Here is an 18,959-nt window from a genome sequence, read left to right as displayed (position 1 = left end):
AAATTAATGATCGGCAAAAATGGCCGATAACCAAACTATCGAGCATTTTGCCAGAGCTGAGCGTCGACCGAGAGAAATGTCAGACATTCAATCCACATTCACAGGTTTTATCTCGCCCTACGGCGACTACAACCTGCGAAACACCCAGGCACTGAGCGGCGTCAGCCACATCTGGCAGGATTTCTTTGCCCGAGCGCTGGCCGAACAGTCGGGTGAAGTGCTGCCTGAATCGCTGAATTTTCCACCGGTAGATCTCGACAGCCCGGTCGAACCGACCGTCGGCAGCGAGCTGCTGGCGCACATCATTTCCCAGCGCGAATGTGATGTGAAGGAAACTCAAGTCCGCCCACCCGAGCCCCTGTTCCTGCCCATTGCCGAGTTCGAAATGGACCTGGCCGACAAACCGTTCCCGCCGTTCCCGCCCGAAGAAGTCGTCGCGCAACAGAAACAACAGGACTTCGATAGCGGCTGGGTTCGCCCGATCGTGCTCACCGCTGGTCAACCGTTGCCGGAGCCTGGCGCCGCAGCGCAACCGCGTCCGTTGCACTTGCCGATCGCCGAGTTCGAACTCGACCTGCTGGACAAACCATTCCCACCGTTCTCGCCCGAAGAGCTGGTGGAACAACAGAAACAACTCGATTTCGATAACGGCTGGGCACGCCCGATCGTGCTGCAGAACCTGCGCATCGCCGCATAACCCTCAGCGGCACCGCCACCACGGCCCGACATCCACATGAAAGTGATTGCGATGGGCGGCGTTGTAGTCCGGGCTCAATACCACACTGAACATATCGCAAGCACCGTCGCGAACCTGATGGAGAAATCGCGCGTCCTGATTATCCTTCGGCCAATCCTTGAGCACGCTGATGAATCGGCCGTCCGCCAGCCGGAATCCGCTGATATCCAGGGCATCGGCCGTGGCATGCTGGCTGCGCCTGCCGTTTTCGCGGTTGTAAACGTTACGACAGGCGAAGCTGCCGAGGTGATCGACCCGTTTCACAACCTGCCCGTAGACAGCCTGAGCCGCCGGTTGCAGGGCGTGGCGTTCGAACAAGGCGAACGCTACCGCCAGGCTGCAACTGGCGAGGAAACTGCTGCTCAGCGCCACCTCGCCACCTTGCACACGCAAGGTATTGGTCAACGGGCAGGTCGCGTCCGGGCTGTCGGCCTGATGGCTTACACGTAACCCGGAGCTGCTCAGGGCCTGGTCGCATAACTGCGGATCATCGCGCAGACGCATCAGTTTGTAGCGGGTCAGCAGGTTCGGTTTGGCCTTCACGTCCAGCGGCGCCCACGGGTTCCATTGTGGGGAAATGGAAACCCAGCCGCGCCAGACGCTTAACCCGGCAGCGCCGATGATCAACAGCACCAGCAACAGCCCCCACCGAAACCGCATCGTCAGCCTTTGAACAATTGATTGGCCTTCTGGAATGGCATCGACCGGGAGGTAAAGCCGAAGGTCCCGTGTTGCTGGATTTCCTCGGCGGCGCGGAAGAACTCGCCATACGCCGCCAGGGCCAGGGCCGAACCGACGCTGATGCGTTTGACGCCCATTTCACTCAACTGCTCGACCGTTAGCTTGAGCCCGCCGGACATCAACACATTGACCGGTTTCGGCGCCACGGCGCGGACCACCGCCAAGACCTCTTCAGCGCTGCGCAGGCCCGGTGCGTAAAGCACGTCGGCCCCCGCCTCGGCGAATGCCTGCAAGCGGCGAATGGTATCGTCGAGGTCAGGATTGCCGTGCAGATAGTTCTCGGCACGCGCCGTCAGTACGAAGGGAAAAGGCAAGCTGCGGGCCGCCGCGACGGCCGCTTTGATACGCGCCACGGCATGCTCGAAGCAGTAAATCGGCGCGTCTTCACGGCCGGTGGCATCTTCGATAGAGCCGCCGACCGCACCGGCTTCTGCTGCACGCAAAATACTTTGTGCACATTCGGCTGGATCGTCAGCGAAGCCGTTTTCCAGATCGACCGCCACTGGCAGGTTAGTGGCCGCAACAATCGCCTGAACGTTCGCCAAAGTATCGTCCAGCGTTAACGCACCATCGGAACGTCCTTGGGAAAAGGCGCAACCGGCACTGGTGGTCGCCAGCGCTTCGAAGCCAAGGCTGGCGAGTATTTTCGCCGAACCGGCGTCCCAAGGGTTGGGAATGACAAAAGCGCCCTCGCGTTCGTGCAGTGCTTTGAACGCCTGGGCTCGAAGGGTTTGCGCATCCATTGGCAGACTCCTGAAATGGGGAAAACGAAGCTGATATCCCTGTGGGAGCGGCGGTGCGACGATTCGACTTGCTCGCGAAAGCGGAGTGTCAGACGACAACAATGTTGATCATGCCGCCGTCTTCGCGAGCAAGCCCGCTCCCACAGGTTTCGCACCTAATCTGGTTGGCATTAGGAACGAGGCCGCTTCAGAGCAAGCCAAGTTGCTCGGCGGCGGGCTCTCTGTATAGCTCAGGCAGCGGCGGCAAGCCAGGCAAACGCAGCATCAGTTGTGCGTGAAAACGTTGTGCCAGTTTTGCCGCCAGCAGGTTATCGGCGGTGTGCAGGAAGATATAGGGCGTGCGGCCCTCTTCGATCCAGACAGCGATTTTCTCGACCCATGGCACCAGGAACGGATCGTTGGCTTCAAGCACAGGATGGCCGATGAAACGCACCTGTGGGAATTGAGTGAACGCAGCGGGGCGAGGCGGCACTCTGGGCTTTTTCGATTGGGCGTGGAGCACCGAAGGGTCGGTCGAGGTGCAGCTGAACAGCGCTCGCGGATCGAGACAGATACGCTCGACACCGCGGTCCAGCAATAGACGATTGAGCATTCGCTCGGCATCGCCCTTGGCGAAAAACTCATCGTGCCGCACTTCGACCGCCAAAGGCCGGTCCACCGCGTCGATAAAACCGGCCAGCTCGGACAAGCGTTGAGGGGTGAAGCTTTTCGATAATTGCAGCCAGAGGGGAGAAACCCGTTCACCCAGAGGGCTGAGCAATTGCAGGAAGGTTTCAGCGGCGGTCAATTGTTCGCGCAGGTCACCGCTGTGGCTGATGTCGCCGGGGAACTTGGCGGTGAAGCGGAAGTGTTCGGGCATCGTTTCGGCCCAACGCTGCACGGTGACGGCAGATGGGCTCGCGTAGAAGGTCGTATTGCCTTCCACGGCGTTGAACACTTGAGAATAAAGATTGAGAAACTCGGCGGGCCTGGCGTCTTGCGGATACAAGTAATCGCGCCAGGCGTTTTCACTCCAGGACGGGCAGCCGAGGTAATAAGGCAGCAACATCAGATGTACAGATCGAGACCCAGTACATCCGCATCCCAATCGACAAAAGTGGCGGTGCTCAGGTAACTCGCCAGTGCCATCGCCACGCTTTTGCTCATCGCGCGGTGATAGATCATGTCTTGTTGACGCGCGGGAAGATTGCTCAGACGTTGCGCGGAGGCTTTGGCGGCGCGGGCGGCCAATTGCTCTTCGGTAGGGAATTCCAGCTCGCCGTCGATATCGACGCAGTCGTCCTCAGACACAGGGCCTTTGCGGGGCTTGCGCTTGATGGGGTAGGACTGAGAGGAAACGCCGTCTATACGCATGAGTACATGTCCGGTTTCAATGATGGCAGCTTAGTGGCACATAGCCCACATCGCAAACTGCCGAGTGATAACTAGAACACATAAAAGACAAAAGGTTTAAAAGCGGCGGGTAGAAAACTGACGATTGACTGCGGTTGGAACACTTTGTGGCGAGGGAGCTTGCTCCCGCTGGGCTGCGAAGCTGCCCCCAAGCGCAGTCAGGTACACCGCGCCGTCAGGTTCTACGACTGCTCCGCAGCCGAACGGGAGCAAGCTCCCTCGCCACAGGAATTAGCGCGCTTTCGGGGTAGCGACTTTATCGCGCAGATACACCGGCTGCGCCTCATCGGCCACGATCGCTTCGCCGCGTTCCCAGGCAAAACGCGCCAGGGTCAGCAGGTCTTCGGCGTGGGGCAGCATACCCGCGTCTTGCCCGCTCAGATTGACGGCAATGCGCTCGGCATACCCCCAACCGGTGCCTGCGCCGAACCACTCGCCACTGGCATCGGCCGGCAACGCAGCGGCTTCCGGTGGCAATACGGCTTCGTTGCCCACCAGGCGCATCTCCCCCGCCGTTTCGCGGTAGCACCCCCAATACACCTCATCCATGCGCGCATCGACGGCCGCTGCGACCTGGCTGACGCCGTGTTCGCGATAAGCCCGTTGAGCGAGTACGGCGAGATTGGAGACCGGCAACACCGGACGATCCAGCGCAAACGCCAGACCTTGCACCACGCCAATGGCGATCCGCACACCGGTGAACGCGCCCGGCCCACGGCCGAACGCAATGGCATCGACCGCTTGCAGGGTGGTCCCGGCATCAGCCAGCAGTTGCTGGATCATCGGCAGCAGCTTCTGCGCATGCAGGCGCGGGATCACCTCGTAATGACTCGTGACTTTGCCGTCATGCAGCAAAGCAACGGAGCAAGCTTCAGTCGCGGTGTCCAGGGCCAGCAAGGTGCTCATCGATGTTTCCGTAAGAGAGGTCTGAAAAAGTGCGCCAGTATAAACAACTACGGCCCGCAAGCGGGCCGTAGAAGATGAAGCCGATCAGACTTTTCAGCTCAGTGCTTCAAGCACCTTGCCGGTGATCACTTCAACCGAGCCAACACCGGGAATATGGCTGTATTTCGGCTTGCCCTGAGCAGACGCCAGACCCTGGTAGAACTCCACCAATGGTTTGGTCTGGGAGTGGTAGACCGACAGGCGATGACGCACGGTTTCTTCGGTGTCGTCCTTGCGCTGCACCAGCTCTTCGCCGGTAATGTCGTCTTTGCCGGCGACTTTCGGTGGGTTGTAGACGGTGTGGTACACGCGGCCACTGGCCTCGTGAACGCGGCGACCGGCGATACGCTGAACGATTTCTTCGTCATCGACGGCGATTTCGACCACGTTGTCCAGTTCCACACCAGCTTCTACCAGCGCTTCAGCTTGCGGAATGGTGCGCGGGAAACCGTCGAACAGGAAACCGTTGGCACAGTCAGGCTGTGCGATACGGTCCTTGACCAGGGCGATGATCAGATCGTCGGAGACCAGACCACCGGCATCCATGATGCCTTTGGCTTTAACACCCAGCTCGGTACCGGCTTTTACAGCAGCACGCAGCATGTCGCCGGTAGAGATTTGCGGGATACCGAATTTTTCGGTGATGAACTTAGCCTGAGTACCTTTACCGGCCCCGGGAGCTCCCAGCAGAATGACGCGCATCGATGTGCTCCTCAATTTTTTATATAGATAACGTCAGATTCGCCTCGTGGGGCCAATCTCAAAAATAGGATCGCGACCGCCCAAACGGCCAAAGGCTGATCAAGATACACAGCAGGCCCGGCCCACACAAGCCGCCGAAAGTCGGAGAAACCCGCGCCTGATGAGACCTCGCGAAGGGGTAACCCAAGTCGCAACCCCATCATTAACTGTCGCGTGACAGACCTTTTCGACCGCTCGCCAGCAGGCACTCGACGCTCGCGCCGGGTGCCTGTCCCCCACGACGAAAACCTTAGCCGGTATTTCGCAAACCGGCGGCAATCCCCGCCACAGACACCAGTAACGCCTGTTCTACCGGGCTGCCCTGGGCCACATCCTGTTGCCGCGAACGTGCCAACAGTTCGGCCTGCAATAGATGCAGCGGGTCGAGATAAGTGTTGCGCAGCCGGATGAATTCAAGGGTAGCTGGGCTATGTGCCAGTAGCTGCGACTGACCGGTCAACCCCAGGACCACCGCACAGGCCTGCGACAATAGGTCGCGTAAATGCGCACCCAAAGGGAGCAGATCCGGCTCGACCAAGCGCTCATCGTAAGACTGGGCGATATCGGCGTCGGCCTTGGCCAGCACCATTTCCAGCATATCGATGCGGGTACGGAAGAACGGCCACTGCTCGCGCATCTGCCCCAGCAGCTCGCCCTCGCCGCGCTCCAACGCCTTGCTCAGCGCTGCTTCCCAGCCAAGCCAGGCCGGCAGCATCAGGCGCGTCTGGGTCCAGCCGAAGATCCATGGAATTGCGCGCAGGCTTTCGATGCCACCAGCGCGGCGCTTGGCCGGGCGGCTGCCCAAAGGCAAACGCCCCAACTCCTGCTCCGGGGTGGACTGGCGGAAATACTCGACGAACTGCGGATTTTCCCGCACCACGGCGCGGTACGCCTTGACGCCATCGGCGGCCAATTCGTCCATCAAATGCCGCCAGGCAGGCTCAGGGGGTGGCGGTGGCAACAAGGTCGCCTCCAGCACCGCCGCCAAGTACAGATTGAGGTTTTGCTCGGCGATGTCCGGCAGGCCGAATTTGAAACGAATCATTTCCCCCTGCTCGGTGGTGCGGAAACGCCCCGCCACCGACCCCGGCGGCTGCGACAGAATCGCCGCGTGCGCCGGGCCGCCACCACGGCCCACGGTGCCACCGCGACCGTGGAACAACAGCAGTTCCACTTGTTGCTCGCGGCAGATATCCACCAAACGCTCCTGCGCCCGATACTGGGCCCAGGCCGCTGCGGTGGTGCCAGCGTCCTTGGCTGAGTCGGAATAACCGATCATCACTTCCTGCGGCCCTTGCAGGCGCGAGCGATAGCCCGGCAGCAGCAGGAGTTTTTCGATTACCGGGCCGGCATTGTCGAGGTCGGCGAGGGTTTCGAACAGCGGCACCACGCGCATCGGCCGCAATACGCCGGACTCTTTGAGCAGCAATTGCACGGCCAGCACGTCGGAAGCGGCGCCGGCCATGGAAATCACATACGACCCGAGGGAGGCCCCCGGCGCCGCGGCGATTTCCCGACACGTCGCCAGTACTTCGGCGGTGTCGGCAGACGGCTTGAAATACGCCGGCAGCAATGGCCGGCGATTGTTCAGTTCACGCATCAGGAAGGCAATGCGATCCTCTTCGCTCCAGTCCTCATACCGGCCCAAGCCGAGGTAATCGGTGATTTCGGTCATGGCCGCCGTGTGGCGAGACGAGTCCTGGCGCACATCGAGGCGCACCAGAAACAGCCCGAACGTCACCGCGCGGCGCAGGCAATCGAGCAACGGGCCATCGGCGATGACGCCCATTCCGCATTCATGCAACGAGTGGTAGCACAGCTCCAGCGGGTCCAGCAGGTCACGATTGTTTTGCAGCACATCGGCCGACGCGGGCGTGGTTGCCGTCAGGGATGCGTGGGCCCAATTACGGGTTGCGCGCAGGCGTTCACGCAATTGTTTGAGCACTGCGCGATAAGGTTCGGCGCTGTCGCCGGCCTTGGCTTTCAACTCGTCACTGGCTTGCTGCATCGACAACTCGGCGGCGAGGTGATCGACATCGCGCAAATACAAATCGGCGGCCATCCAGCGCGCCAGCAGCAACACTTCGCGGGTCACGGCGGCGGTGACGTTGGGGTTACCGTCGCGATCGCCGCCCATCCACGAGGCAAAGCGAATCGGCGCGGCCTCCAGCGGCAGATGCAGGCCGGTGGCGGCATGCAGGGCCTGATCGGCCTTGCGCAAATAGTTGGGAATCGCTTGCCACAGCGAATGCTCGATCACCGCAAAGCCCCACTTGGCTTCGTCCACCGGCGTCGGGCGGGTGCGGCGGATTTCTTCGGTGTGCCAGGCTTCGGCGATCAGACGCTGCAACTTCGTCTTGATCTGCTCGCGTTCGGCGCTGGTCAGGTCACGGTGGTCCTGGGCCGCCAGTTGCGCGGCGATCGCGTCGTACTTCTGGATCAGCGTGCGACGCGCCACTTCGGTGGGGTGCGCCGTCAATACCAGTTCGATTTCCAGCCGCCCCAATTGGCGGGCCAGGGACTCGGCATCATGGCCCGCAGTCAGCAGGCGAGCGAGCAGTTCCGGCAATACCCGGGTCTCGAACGGCGCGGGCTGCGACTCTTCGCGGCGATGAATCAGCTGATATTGCTCGGCGATATTGGCCAGGTTGAGGAACTGGTTGAACGCCCGCGCCACCGGCAGCAATTCGTCTTCGCTCAGCTGGTTGAGGCTGGCGCTGAGTTCGGCGTCCATCGAACCGCGACGATCAGCCTTGGCGCCTTTGCGGATCTGCTCGATCTTGTCGAGAAAGTCGTCCCCGTATTGTTCACGAATGGTGTTGCCCAACAGCTCACCCAACAGGTGAACATCCTCGCGCAAGCGTGCATCAATATCGGTCATCAGCAGTTCTCCAGCGAAAATCCGGGCGGCTATGCTCAATGCCAGTGTAGGAAGCCAGGCTTGCCGGCGAAGACGTCCTTGAGAGCGCCTTCGCCGGCAAGCCTGGCTCCTGCACTGGCATTGGCGGCTATGCTTTGTTGTTAGAAGCTCTGTCATAGAGAGTGCCGTCGTAAAGCGCTTCTTACAAGCAGACGACGACGGGACTTCAACGAAGCCAGTCTCAACAATAAGCCGTACAACGGCTGCCGCCGGCCACCGCCGGACACTCACCCGGCCTGCCACGAGCAGGTGCGCAATGAGGTCATCATGAAAATCCGCGAGCTCGCCAAGCATTGGGAAGAAAACGCCAAGGGTCGCCTGACCGACTCGGGCTACACGATTCGTCTGGACGTGGAAGCCGCCGCACGGCTGGCGGCGATTATCGAGATGTACCCCAAGCGGCACCCCGAAGAACTGCTCGGTGAGCTGATCGGCGCCGCCCTGGAAGAACTCGAAGCGAGCTTCCCCTATGTGAAAGGGTCAACGGTGGTGGCCACTGATGAAGAAGGCGATCCACTGTACGAAGACGTCGGCCCGACCCCGCGTTTTCTCGCCTTGTCCCGGCGTCATTTGCATGATTTGTCGGACGATATCGACAAGCAAAAACACTGAATTTTCCGCCGAACCTGTGGGAGCGGGCTTGCTCGCGAAGAGGCCGTATCAGTTGATATTAATGTCGACTGACACACCGCTTTCGCGAGCAAGCCCGCTCCCACATTGGCTTGCATATTCCTTCGACAATTGGGTATTCCCGGGGTCAGAAACGGCCGGGAATACCCCCGCGCAACCTGAAAGTTCCCGAGTTAGAGCCTTGTCCAATCGGTCAAAGTTTTTTCGGGCGATAGGCCATCTTCTCTGAACTTTTGAAAAACACTTTGGGTCAACCCAGTAACCATGCCTGGGACGGCCGTTTCAAAAAGCACTCTGGAATTATAGGTTGCGGCTCCTTGCCCAGGATGGATTCAGATGTTTTTCAGGAGTTATCCAATGGAGTTGAAGACCATGAAGACCAGTACTGCCCCATCCTCGTTCACCCATCTGCGCGGTCTCAAACTGGCGGCCCTGGCCATCGGCAGCACTTTCGTTCTGGCCGGTTGCGCCGGTAACCCGCCGAGCGAGCAATACGCCGTGACCCAATCTGCCGTGAACAGCGCCGTCAGCGCCGGCGGTACCGAATTCGCCGCCGTGGAAATGAAGGCCGCTCAAGACAAGCTCAAACAAGCCGAAATCGCCATGCACGACAAGAAGTATGACGAAGCCAGAATGCTGGCCGAGCAAGCCGAGTGGGACGCCCGTGTCGCCGAGCGCAAGGCCCAGGCGATGAAAGCCGAACTAGCTGTGAAGGACTCCCAGAAAGGTGTTCAGGAACTGCGTCAGGAAAGTCAGCGCCCCGTGCAGTAAGCGCGCATCCCGATTTCCAGACCTGAAACTTTTATCGATAGAAAGGACGAACCATTATGCGCAAACAATTGATGATCCCCGCCCTCCTGGCCGCAAGTGTTGCACTGGCTGCCTGCTCCACACCGCCCAACGCGAACCTGGAGCAAGCCCGTACCAACTACGCCGGCCTGCAAGCCAACCCGCAAGCCAGCAAAGTCGCGGCGCTGGAAACCAAAGACGCCAGCGAATACCTGGACAAGGCCGACAAGGCTTACCTGGACCGGGAAGACCAGGCCAAGGTCGACCAACTGGCTTACCTGACCAATCAGCGTGTTGAAGTGGCCAAGCAGACCATCGCCCTGCGCACCGCTGAAAACAACCTGAAAAACGCAGCGGCACAACGGGCCCAGGCTCGTCTGGATGCCCGCGACCAACAGATCAAGCAACTGCAGGACAGCCTGAACGCCAAACAGACCGATCGCGGCACCCTGGTGACTTTTGGTGATGTGCTGTTCGCCACCGACAAGGCTGATCTGAAATCCAGCGGTTTGGTGAATATCAACAAACTGGCGCAGTTTCTTCAGGAAAACACGGACCGTAAAGTGAGTGTCGAAGGCTATACCGACAGCACCGGCACGGCTTCGCACAATCAGTCGCTGTCCGAGCGTCGCGCGACCTCGGTGCAAGTGGCCCTGATCAAGATGGGTGTAGATCCTGCGCGCATCGTAGCCCAGGGTTACGGCAAGGAATACCCGGTTGCGGAGAACTCCAGCGTCTCGGGCCGTGCGATGAACCGTCGGGTGGAAGTGACTATTTCCAATGACAACCAGCCGGTCATTCCGCGTTCGGCGATCAGCGCCAAGTAAGCTGACCACGCTGAAACTTAAAAGCCCCGCCTGAATTGATCAGGCGGGGCTTTTTTATTTGACGATCATTGAACCTGTGGGAGCGGCGGTGCGACGATTCGACTTGCTCGCGAAAGCGGTGTGTCAGACAACAGAGATGTTGAATGTTATACCGCTTTCGCGAGCAAGCCCGCTCCCACATTGGATCTTCGGTGAACACAGTATTTGTGTACGAACGAGTTACTGTTCGAGTTTTTGCGGCGTTTCCTCGCCCATGCAGCGCACGGCTTTTTTCTTGCTGTTGATCAGCACGCCGGTCAGGCCTTTCTGTTCGGTGTCGAACAGCACCAGCACGCCATCGATGCACTGGGCCACTTGCGGGGCTGGTTCCAGGGAGACTTTATAATCTTCGCCCGGCACGGTCTTGAGCATGGTGAAGTCGCTGAGCAATAGCGCATCTTCGGGTTTGGCGAAGTGCAGGTAGCCGTACCACCACAGGGCGCCCACGGTGCCGAGGATGCTGCAAATACCGGTGATGATCAGCGGGATGGCGTTACGTTCTTCACTCATTGCGGACTCTCTGGTGGTTCATCTTCAGAATTCGGGGGTGCCGGGTAATTCGGGATCTCACCCAGGCGACGCAGGCCGTTGAAATGCTGCGGGTCTTCGAGGTAGCGCAGCATGACCTTTTGCCAGACCGGGTCGGCGAAGGTTTGCACATGACCGCCCCGGGTCAGTTGCAGCACTCGCGGCGGCGGCGCAGCTTGATACAGTCGGATGCCGTTGGAAAGGGGCACCAACTGATCATCGATACTGTGATAGATCAGTTTCGGTACGCCGTTGAGCTGCTTCATGGAATGGATCGCGCTGTCGCCATCCGGCACCAACCAGGACAACGGCACCTGGAACGGCCAGGTCATCCATGACGTGCTCAGGGCGAAACGCCCGACAGCGCGGTAACTGGCCGGCACGCCATCGAGCACAAACGCCTTGAGTTGCCGCTGGCGCTCGGGATGCTGGGCCAGGAAATGCACGGCCATCGAGCCGCCAAGGCTCTGACCGAGAAGGATCAGCGGCTTGCCCTTGACCTCCGGGGCCTGGTCGAGCCATTTGAACGCGGCGTCGATGTCCTGATAGATCGCCGGCAATGCCGGTTTACCTTCGGACCAACCGTACCCGCGATAGTCCACCAGCAACACCTGATAGCCCTGCTCCGGCAACCACCAGCTCCCACCCAGATGCCACGCCAGGTTGCCGCCGTTGCCGTGCAAATGCAGCACCGTGCCTTTGACCTCGACACCTTTTTTTGCCGGCAGCCACCAGCCATGCAGCTTGAGGCCGTCAGCGGTGGTCAGGGTGACATCGCGGAATTCGAGTTTGGCTTTTTCCGGGGTGAACGGCTGGCCGGGCTCGGGATAGAACAGCAGAGAGTCGCAACCGCCGAGGGCCAGGAGCAGGCAAAAGATGCCGAGGATTCTCATCCGGTGAAGCCTCGCGAAAAATAGGGGTTGGAGTACGATCCAATGTGGGAGCGGCGGTGCGACGATTCGACTTGCTCGCGAAAGCGGTTTTCCATCCAGCATTGATGTCGACTGACACACCGCTTTCGCGAGCAAGCCCGCTCCCACATTTGGACTGCGTCATCGTTACAGGATATTGGAATAATCCGCTTCGATCCGGTCCAGGCTCAGGTGGTTGAGGAAGTTGGAGAAGCACATCCAGGCCGAAAGCGCATTCATATCGCGGAATTGGTCGGGCAGGTACTTGGGCGGTACCACCAGGCCTTCGTCCACCAATTGGCGCAAGGTCCGCATGTCTTCCAGCGTGGTCTTGCCGCAAAACAATAGCGGTATCTGCTCCAGCTTGCCTTTACGCACGGCCAACTGAATGTAGTTGTAAACCATGATAAAGCCCTTGAGGTAGGACAAGTCTTTGGTAAATGGCAGACCGGTGGGCACCGAACCGCGGAAAACCCGACTGGCGTTGCCGTAGCTTTCAGCCATTTCGAAGCCTTGCTCACGGAAGAATTCGAAGATCTGCAAGAAGTCCGCGCCCTCCTCCACCATATGAATGGCGCGGGTGCGGTTGGTCAGTTTGCGCAGGCGACTCGGATACGAGGCGAAGGTGATGATTTCCATCAGGATCGCCAGGCCTTCCTGGGTCACGGTGGACGACGGCGGGCCCTTCGACAGGAACGTGCAGATCGGCTGATTCAGGCCGTTGAGCGTGGTCCCCACATGCACCAGCCCTTCGTGGACTTCCAGCGCACGCACGTCACGGTTGTTGAACATCGCGTCGGCACGGATCTTGATGTAGTCGGCCCCGGCCGCAGCGTCGGCAACGATCCCGTCGGACTCGAACACGCGGATGGTTTCCTCGGTCTCGCCAAACACCTTGTTCAACCGATGTTGCAGCAGGTCGACGGCTTCCTTGGCGGTTAGGACTTTCGGTTCGTCCTTGAGGTCGCCACGACCGTCGATGTTGTTCAGGTAATCGGAGAGCATCAGCCCCAAGTCGGCCAAGGTCGGGTCGCCGGCATGGAAGGCGTCGGACGCGGCGCCATACAACTCCTGGGAAATCAGCCCGAAATCCTCGGTGCCGCGCGCTTCGAGCATGCGCACCACCATGCGGTATTCCTTGCACATGCGACGCATGATCTGCCCGACCGGGTTGAACTGGCCGAGCTGGCGGGTGATGTCGCGCTCGATGTTCTGGAATTCCAGCTTCACTTTGCTGGAGTCGAACGACAGTGGTCGATTGAGGTAGTAGTCGCGGTCCACGGCCGGCATTTCCTTGCCCTTGCCTTTGAGGAACCCCTTGCGAATGCTGTCATCCCACTTGACCGCATCCAGAACGCGAATCGGCGTCTGCGCCAGCACTATGCGATCGGACAAAATGCGTATCGTCTGCTGGTATTCGTCCACCCGAAACTCCTGAAGAAAAAACCGTTACGTGCTGGGTTTATTTGGTTTTGGCCTGGCGCTGATAGCGCACCGCTTCGACGAAGACGTCGGAATTGGCCGGGTCGTCGAGGTAGGCAAATACCTGATCCAGGCTGTTGCTGATCAACACTCCGTCACCGTCGTCGATCTGGAAGCCTTCGCCACTGAGGGCTTCTTGGCCCATGGCCTGTTTGATTTGCTCAAGGTCGAGGTTGTAGACCACCAGTTCATGCTTATCGTTGAGCTCGAAACCGGTGATGGTGAAATTCCCGCCGAACTGCGCCGGCACCTTCGCCGACAGGTACCAGCGACTGCCATGGCGCGACACGGTGAAGGGATAGGCTTCACGCTCATGGGGCTTGGCCTTGAAGTAGCTGACCGCCTGATAGCGATTGTCGCCGATGCGCGTCAGTTCCAGGTTCATCGGCTCGCCCCAGGCATTGGTGCTGGTCCATTTGCCGAGCAGCCCTTGGGGCGCGGGCTCGCTGGCGGGCAGCGGCTCCTTGAAGGTCACCAGACAGCCACTGAGCAGCAAGATCGACAAGGCGATCACCATGACGCGCCAGGCTTTCATTCAACACTCCCTATCGATACACGATGACTTTTGCGCATTGATCGTTCCCACGCTCTGCGTGGGAATGCATCCGGTGACGCTCTGCGTCACGTCGGTAAGGGACGCGGAGCGTCCCGGGCGGCATTCCCACGCAGAGCGTGGGAACGATCGGAGTACCGGGTTACACCGACGCCAATACCAAATGCATGTAGCGGTTGAGGATGCCGAGCATTTCCTCTTCGGCAACAGGCTCGGCGTCGTTGAGCAGGCCCTGATATTCCATCCGTCCGATAATCGCAGTCAACACTTTGGCATCCTGTTGTGGCTCACGGGAACCCAATACTTCGAAAAGTTGGCAGGTGCCCTGCAGGAGAATCTGCTGATGGGAGCGCACCAACAACGCCAGACGCGGGTTGAGCAAGGCTTCCTGGCGGAAGGCTTGCTCGGCCATCAAGTGCTCGCGGCGATTGATCAATTGCCGATGAACATAGTCAGCCATCAGCCGTGCGATATCGTCCGCCAACTGTGAGCGGGACTCGGGGGTGCCATCGCCGCTGACAACCATCTCGCGCAACAGACCTTCGTTGCTGGCCCACAACCGGGCCATGAACGCCGCGCTACGCTCCACGTATTGAGCGAAGGTATCGGTGAGCAGGTCATCGATGTCCTTGAAATAGTACGTGGTGGCCGACAGCGGCACACAAGCCTCGGCGGCCACCGCACGGTGACGCACGGCCCGCACGCCATCGCGCACGACAATGCGCATCGCTGCGTCGAGAATGTCCTGTCGACGCTGTTCGCTGCCCTGTCGGCTGGCCTTGCGGCCCTGGTACTGAACACTTTCAGCGACCGCAGTGGCGATACCCGCTGCACCTTCTTGAGCCATTGCACGATTCACGACCGGTATTCCTCTCTAAACGTCAAAAGTAACCAATTGATACGTTTGTACCAGACAGGCAATAAAAAGCCGCCTGTCATAGGCGGCTTTTTAATTGAAACACTTACGCTTGTGGCCGCATGTGCGGGAACAGGATCACGTCGCGGATGGAAGGTGAGTTGGTCAGCAACATCACCAGACGGTCGATGCCGATCCCTTCACCAGCGGTTGGCGGCATGCCGTACTCCAGCGCGCGAACAAAGTCGGCGTCGTAGTGCATGGCTTCGTCGTCACCGGCGTCCTTGTCGGCCACCTGCGCCATGAAGCGCTCTGCCTGGTCTTCCGCGTCGTTCAACTCGGAGTAGGCGTTGGCGATTTCACGGCCACCGATAAACAGTTCGAAACGGTCGGTGACGTTCGGGTTCTCGTCGTTACGACGGGCCAGCGGCGACACTTCGAACGGGTACTGGGTGATGAAGTGCGGCTGCTCCAGCTTGTGCTCGACCAGCTCTTCGAAAATCATCACCTGCAGTTTGCCCAGGCCTTCAAAGCCGAGCACCTTGGCGCCGGCCTTCTTGGCGATGGTGCGAGCCTTGTCGATGTCGTTCAGGTCGTCAGCGGTCAGCTCAGGGTTGTACTTGAGGATCGAGTCGAACACCGACAGACGCACGAACGGTTCGCCGAAGTGGAACACTTTGTCGCCGTAAGGCACGTCGGTGCTGCCCAGAACCAGCTGCGCCAGTTCGCGGAACAGCTCTTCGGTCAGGTCCATGTTGTCTTCGTAGTCGGCGTAAGCCTGGTAGAACTCCAACATGGTGAATTCAGGGTTGTGACGAGTCGAAACGCCTTCGTTACGGAAGTTGCGGTTGATCTCGAACACTTTCTCGAAACCGCCGACTACCAAGCGCTTGAGGTACAGCTCAGGCGCGATACGCAGGAACATTTCCATGTCCAGCGCGTTGTGATGCGTCTCGAACGGCTTGGCCGCCGCGCCGCCTGGAATGGTTTGCAGCATCGGCGTTTCCACTTCCAGGAAGTCACGCTTCATCAGGAAGCTGCGGATGTGGGCGATGACTTGCGAACGAACGCGGAAGGTCTGGCGCACATCTTCGTTGACGATCAGGTCAACGTAACGCTGACGGTAGCGCTGTTCGGTGTCGGTCAGGCCGTGGTGCTTGTCCGGCAGCGGGCGCAGCGACTTGGTCAGCAGGCGCACGTGAGTCATTTCGACGTACAGGTCACCTTTGCCGGAACGGGCCAGGGTGCCTTCAGCGGCGATGATGTCGCCCATGTCCCAGGTTTTCACCGCGGCCAGGGTGTCTTCGGACAGGGTTTTACGGTTGACGTAAACCTGAATCCGCCCGGTCATGTCCTGAATCACCATGAACGAACCACGGTTGAGCATGATGCGACCGGCAACCTTGACCGGGATTGCAGCCTCTGCCAGCTCTTCCTTGGTCTTGTCCGTGTATTTCTTCTGCAGATCATCGCAGTAGTTTTCGCGGCGGAAGTCGTTCGGGAAGGCATTGCCCTTGGCGCGCTCGGCAGCAAGCTTTTCCTTGCGCAGGGCGATCAGGGAGTTTTCTTCCTGTTGCAGGGCTTGCGGGTCGAGTTCTAGGTCGCTCATGTCTTTAAATATTCCATCAGGTTCGTTGCCCCTGCCTGGCGGCAGGGTTCGCGGGCAAGCCTCGCTCCTACAGGGTCGTATTGCCCCCCGTAGGGCGTGCGTTAAAGCCCTTGTTTGAGGCTGGCTACCAGGTATTCGTCGATGTCGCCGTCGAGCACCTTGTCGCAGTCGCTGCGTTCGATGTTGGTACGCAGATCCTTGATCCGCGAGGCATCGAGCACGTACGAACGGATCTGGTGACCCCAGCCGATATCCGACTTGGTGTCTTCCAGCGCCTGGGAAGCGGCGTTGCGCTTCTGCACTTCCTGCTCATACAAACGCGCCCGCAACATTTTCATCGCGGTGTCTTTGTTCGCATGCTGGGAACGTTCGTTCTGGCAGCTGACCACGGTGTTGGTCGGTACGTGGGTAATCCGTACGGCCGAGTCGGTGGTGTTTACGTGCTGACCACCGGCACCGGAGGAACGGTAGGTGTCGATGCGCAGGTCCGACGGGTTGATGTCGATTTCGATGTTGTCATCGATTTCCGGCGACACGAACACGGCCGAGAACGAGGTGTGACGACGGTTGCCTGAGTCGAACGGACTCTTGCGCACCAGACGGTGCACGCCGATTTCGGTACGCAGCCAGCCAAAGGCGTATTCGCCCTTGATGTGCACGGTAGCGCCTTTGATACCGGCGACTTCACCGGCCGACAGCTCCATGATGGTCGCGTCAAAACCGCGTTTATCCGCCCAGCGCAGGTACATGCGCAGCAGGATGTTGGCCCAGTCCTGAGCCTCGGTACCGCCGGAACCGGCCTGGATGTCCAGGTAGGCGTTGTTGGCGTCCATCTCACCGCTGAACATGCGACGGAATTCGAGTTTTTCCAGGGACTCGCGCAGGCGCTCGACTTCGGCAGCGACGTCATCGACGGCGGCCTGGTCTTCTTCTTCGGCGGACATCAGCAGCAAGTCTTTGGCATCGGCCAGGCCGCTATGCATTTCGTCGAGGGTTTCGACGATCTGAGCCAGCAGCGACCGCTCGCGGCCCAGCTCCTGGGCGTACGACGGGTTGTTCCAGACACTCGGATCTTCAAGCTCGCGATTGACTTCAGTCAGACGCTCATGCTTTTGATCGTAGTCAAAGATACCCCCGAATAGTTTCGGAGCGCTCGGACAGGTCCTTGATACTGTTAAGGATCGGGTTGATTTCCATGGCGGGCAGCACTCGTTGGCGAACTTTTGAAAGCCGGCGAGTATAACGTAATCAGGCTGTCAAGGCAGCCCGCCTGGCGGCTTTAGCGGCGAATGATTAAAGCGAAAGCCGAGTAANCCGATAAATCGGCAAATAAATTTATCTTTAAAATCAATGAGATAAATTTTGTTCTATAAGAGCTCCCGCTGGACTGCGTAGCAGTCCCCTTCTTTTGTGGATAAGAGGGGCCGCTGCGCGACCCAGCGGGAGCAAGCTCCCTCGCCACAGGGGGATTTGCCAGCCATCCGGTCGGCGGTTACTCGATGCCGACTTGATTACGCCCATTGTTCTTCGCCAGGTACAGCCCCTTGTCCGCCGCCGAGATCAATTGCCGGCAATCGCTGCCCGGCTGCGGGGTCATGGTCGACAGGCCGATGCTGATGGTCAGGCTCGAACCTTCGGTCGGGGAAATGTGCTGAATTTTCAACGCAGCGACAGTCAGGCGCAGTTTTTCCGCCACCAGCCGTGCACCACCCGGCGAGGTGTTGGGCAGGACCAGGACGAACTCTTCGCCGCCGTAACGGGCCGGCAAGTCCGAAGGTCTGGAGCTGGCGTCGCGAATCGCCGTGGCGACTTTGCGCAGTGCCTCATCGCCTTCGAGATGGCCAAAGCTGTCGTTGTAGGATTTGAAGTAGTCGACGTCGATCATCAGCAATGACAGTTGGGTCTGGTCCCGCAGCGAACGCCGCCACTCCAGCTCCAGATATTCGTCGAAATGCCGACGGTTCGACAGCCCGGTCAGGCCGTCGGAGTTCATCAAGCGTTGCAGCACCAGGTTGGTGTCGAGCAACTGCTGCTGGCTGACCCGTAACGCGCGATAGGCCGCGTCACGCTGCAGCAGGGTCATGTAGGAGCGCGAGTGATAGCGGATGCGCGCCACCAGTTCGATGTTGTCCGGCAGTTTGACCAGGTAATCATTGGCGCCGGCAGCAAACGCCGCGCTCTTGATCAACGGGTCTTCCTTGGTCGACAGGACAATGATCGGGATGTCCTTGGTCGCCGGGTGATTACGGTATTCGCGCACCAGGCTCAGGCCGTCGAGGCCGGGCATGACCAGATCCTGAAGGATCACCGTCGGTTTGATGCGCACCGCATGGGCGATGGCCTGGTGCGGGTCGGCGCAGAAATGGAAGTCGATGTTTTCCTCGTTCGACAAACCACGCCGCACCGCTTCGCCGATCATCGCCTGATCGTCCACCAACAACACCATGGCGGCGTTTTCGTCGGTTTTGAAGTCGTCGAGCTGTAAATCATTCATGTGCGGTCACCTGAGTACTGCTT

19 protein-coding genes are annotated in these 18,959 nt (G+C 59.5%); 4 read left to right on the top strand and 15 right to left on the bottom strand.

What is annotated here, in order from left to right; all coding sequences use genetic code 11:
* Positions 1-76: 76 nt before the first annotated feature.
* Positions 77-697 (top strand): hypothetical protein, encoded by a 621-nt coding sequence (locus IC37_RS18865; protein WP_030131179.1) that lies wholly within the window; start codon positions 77-79, stop codon positions 695-697.
* Between the two features lie 3 nt (positions 698-700).
* Here IC37_RS18865 and IC37_RS18860 read toward each other — a convergent pair whose 3' ends face one another.
* From IC37_RS18860 to ppc, 7 genes are all read right to left on the bottom strand, one after another.
* Positions 701-1,396, bottom strand: coding sequence for an extensin family protein (locus IC37_RS18860; protein ID WP_030131178.1), 696 nt, complete (start codon positions 1,394-1,396; stop codon positions 701-703).
* 2 nt (positions 1,397-1,398) lie between these two features.
* Positions 1,399-2,220, bottom strand: a complete 822-nt coding sequence (locus IC37_RS18855; RefSeq protein WP_030131177.1) for an oxaloacetate decarboxylase — start codon at positions 2,218-2,220, stop codon at positions 1,399-1,401.
* Between the two features lie 187 nt (positions 2,221-2,407).
* Positions 2,408-3,268: a DUF72 domain-containing protein gene (locus tag IC37_RS18845; protein WP_030131176.1), complete on the bottom strand. Its 861-nt coding sequence runs from the start codon at positions 3,266-3,268 to the stop codon at positions 2,408-2,410.
* A complete protein-coding gene (locus IC37_RS18840) occupies positions 3,268-3,573 on the bottom strand; it encodes a hypothetical protein (RefSeq protein WP_030131175.1) in 306 nt (101 codons plus the stop codon). Before IC37_RS18840 ends, IC37_RS18845 begins: the two co-directional genes overlap by 1 nt.
* Positions 3,574-3,843: 270 nt before the next feature.
* Positions 3,844-4,518: a tRNA (adenosine(37)-N6)-threonylcarbamoyltransferase complex dimerization subunit type 1 TsaB gene (tsaB, locus tag IC37_RS18830; RefSeq protein WP_030131174.1), complete on the bottom strand. Its 675-nt coding sequence runs from the start codon at positions 4,516-4,518 to the stop codon at positions 3,844-3,846.
* Positions 4,519-4,611: 93 nt separating this feature from the next.
* Positions 4,612-5,259, bottom strand: coding sequence for an adenylate kinase (adk, locus tag IC37_RS18825; protein ID WP_030131173.1), 648 nt, complete (start codon positions 5,257-5,259; stop codon positions 4,612-4,614).
* Between the two features lie 289 nt (positions 5,260-5,548).
* Positions 5,549-8,179 (bottom strand): phosphoenolpyruvate carboxylase, encoded by a 2,631-nt coding sequence (gene ppc / locus IC37_RS18820; RefSeq protein ID WP_030131172.1) that lies wholly within the window; start codon positions 8,177-8,179, stop codon positions 5,549-5,551.
* A 306-nt stretch (positions 8,180-8,485) separates the two neighbouring features.
* Here ppc and IC37_RS18815 point away from each other — a divergent pair, with 306 nt between their 5' ends.
* The 3 genes from IC37_RS18815 to IC37_RS18805 all read left to right on the top strand — a co-directional run bounded on the left by IC37_RS18815 (position 8,486) and on the right by IC37_RS18805 (position 10,464).
* The gene (locus tag IC37_RS18815) at positions 8,486-8,830 is read left to right on the top strand and encodes a hypothetical protein (protein ID WP_030131171.1); all 345 of its coding nucleotides are present in this window, start codon (positions 8,486-8,488) and stop codon (positions 8,828-8,830) included.
* Positions 8,831-9,205: 375 nt separating this feature from the next.
* On the top strand, positions 9,206-9,619 hold the full coding sequence (locus tag IC37_RS18810; protein WP_030131170.1) for a DUF4398 domain-containing protein: 414 nt from the start codon (positions 9,206-9,208) through the stop codon (positions 9,617-9,619).
* Between the two features lie 56 nt (positions 9,620-9,675).
* Positions 9,676-10,464 carry an OmpA family protein gene (locus tag IC37_RS18805; protein ID WP_030131169.1) on the top strand — a complete coding sequence of 263 codons (789 nt, stop codon included), beginning with the start codon at positions 9,676-9,678 and terminating at the stop codon, positions 10,462-10,464.
* A gap of 219 nt (positions 10,465-10,683) precedes the next feature.
* Here IC37_RS18805 and IC37_RS18795 read toward each other — a convergent pair whose 3' ends face one another.
* The 8 genes from IC37_RS18795 to IC37_RS18760 all read right to left on the bottom strand — a co-directional run bounded on the left by IC37_RS18795 (position 10,684) and on the right by IC37_RS18760 (position 18,936).
* On the bottom strand, positions 10,684-11,013 hold the full coding sequence (locus tag IC37_RS18795) for a hypothetical protein (RefSeq protein WP_030131168.1): 330 nt from the start codon (positions 11,011-11,013) through the stop codon (positions 10,684-10,686).
* On the bottom strand, positions 11,010-11,924 hold the full coding sequence (locus tag IC37_RS18790; RefSeq protein WP_030131167.1) for an alpha/beta hydrolase: 915 nt from the start codon (positions 11,922-11,924) through the stop codon (positions 11,010-11,012). The genes IC37_RS18795 and IC37_RS18790 overlap by 4 nt, the downstream gene beginning before the upstream one ends.
* A 165-nt stretch (positions 11,925-12,089) precedes the next feature.
* Entirely contained in the window at positions 12,090-13,367 is a 1,278-nt protein-coding gene (locus IC37_RS18785; RefSeq protein ID WP_030131166.1) for a flavohemoglobin expression-modulating QEGLA motif protein, read from the bottom strand.
* Positions 13,368-13,404: 37 nt separating this feature from the next.
* Positions 13,405-13,959: a hypothetical protein gene (locus IC37_RS18780; protein WP_030131165.1), complete on the bottom strand. Its 555-nt coding sequence runs from the start codon at positions 13,957-13,959 to the stop codon at positions 13,405-13,407.
* Positions 13,960-14,119: 160 nt separating this feature from the next.
* A complete protein-coding gene (locus tag IC37_RS18775; protein ID WP_030131164.1) occupies positions 14,120-14,836 on the bottom strand; it encodes a TetR/AcrR family transcriptional regulator in 717 nt (238 codons plus the stop codon).
* Between the two features lie 103 nt (positions 14,837-14,939).
* Positions 14,940-16,442 carry a lysine--tRNA ligase gene (gene lysS / locus IC37_RS18770; protein WP_030131163.1) on the bottom strand — a complete coding sequence of 501 codons (1,503 nt, stop codon included), beginning with the start codon at positions 16,440-16,442 and terminating at the stop codon, positions 14,940-14,942.
* Between the two features lie 101 nt (positions 16,443-16,543).
* Positions 16,544-17,639 (bottom strand): peptide chain release factor 2 gene (gene prfB, locus IC37_RS18765; RefSeq protein WP_095920368.1). Its coding sequence is split into 2 segments (ribosomal slippage): positions 16,544-17,566 and positions 17,568-17,639, totalling 1,095 coding nucleotides; the frame shifts between segments, so codons are not numbered across the junction.
* Positions 17,640-17,934: 295 nt separating this feature from the next.
* The gene (locus tag IC37_RS18760) at positions 17,935-18,936 is read right to left on the bottom strand and encodes a diguanylate cyclase domain-containing protein (protein ID WP_030131162.1); all 1,002 of its coding nucleotides are present in this window, start codon (positions 18,934-18,936) and stop codon (positions 17,935-17,937) included.
* Between the last annotated feature and the right edge of the window lie 23 nt (positions 18,937-18,959).

Source organism: Pseudomonas sp. QTF5, assembly GCF_000512695.2.
GTDB lineage: Bacteria > Pseudomonadota > Gammaproteobacteria > Pseudomonadales > Pseudomonadaceae > Aquipseudomonas.
Note: the sequence above shows the minus strand (reverse complement) of the source record. Positions and strands in the feature narration are given on the sequence as shown.

Excerpts from the sequence above, each read along its gene's own strand:
- IC37_RS18865 (WP_030131179.1), top strand. The coding sequence starts at position 77 with ATGTCAGACATTCAATCCACATTCACAGGTTTTATCTCGCCCTACGGC.
- IC37_RS18860 (WP_030131178.1), bottom strand. The coding sequence starts at position 1,396 with ATGCGGTTTCGGTGGGGGCTGTTGCTGGTGCTGTTGATCATCGGCGCT.
- IC37_RS18855 (WP_030131177.1), bottom strand. The coding sequence starts at position 2,220 with ATGGATGCGCAAACCCTTCGAGCCCAGGCGTTCAAAGCACTGCACGAA.
- IC37_RS18845 (WP_030131176.1), bottom strand. The coding sequence starts at position 3,268 with ATGTTGCTGCCTTATTACCTCGGCTGCCCGTCCTGGAGTGAAAACGCC.
- IC37_RS18840 (WP_030131175.1), bottom strand. The coding sequence starts at position 3,573 with ATGCGTATAGACGGCGTTTCCTCTCAGTCCTACCCCATCAAGCGCAAG.
- tsaB (WP_030131174.1), bottom strand. The coding sequence starts at position 4,518 with ATGAGCACCTTGCTGGCCCTGGACACCGCGACTGAAGCTTGCTCCGTT.
- adk (WP_030131173.1), bottom strand. The coding sequence starts at position 5,259 with ATGCGCGTCATTCTGCTGGGAGCTCCCGGGGCCGGTAAAGGTACTCAG.
- ppc (WP_030131172.1), bottom strand. The coding sequence starts at position 8,179 with ATGACCGATATTGATGCACGCTTGCGCGAGGATGTTCACCTGTTGGGT.
- IC37_RS18815 (WP_030131171.1), top strand. The coding sequence starts at position 8,486 with ATGAAAATCCGCGAGCTCGCCAAGCATTGGGAAGAAAACGCCAAGGGT.
- IC37_RS18810 (WP_030131170.1), top strand. The coding sequence starts at position 9,206 with ATGGAGTTGAAGACCATGAAGACCAGTACTGCCCCATCCTCGTTCACC.
- IC37_RS18805 (WP_030131169.1), top strand. The coding sequence starts at position 9,676 with ATGCGCAAACAATTGATGATCCCCGCCCTCCTGGCCGCAAGTGTTGCA.
- IC37_RS18795 (WP_030131168.1), bottom strand. The coding sequence starts at position 11,013 with ATGAGTGAAGAACGTAACGCCATCCCGCTGATCATCACCGGTATTTGC.
- IC37_RS18790 (WP_030131167.1), bottom strand. The coding sequence starts at position 11,924 with ATGAGAATCCTCGGCATCTTTTGCCTGCTCCTGGCCCTCGGCGGTTGC.
- IC37_RS18780 (WP_030131165.1), bottom strand. The coding sequence starts at position 13,959 with ATGAAAGCCTGGCGCGTCATGGTGATCGCCTTGTCGATCTTGCTGCTC.
- lysS (WP_030131163.1), bottom strand. The coding sequence starts at position 16,442 with ATGAGCGACCTAGAACTCGACCCGCAAGCCCTGCAACAGGAAGAAAAC.
- IC37_RS18760 (WP_030131162.1), bottom strand. The coding sequence starts at position 18,936 with ATGAATGATTTACAGCTCGACGACTTCAAAACCGACGAAAACGCCGCC.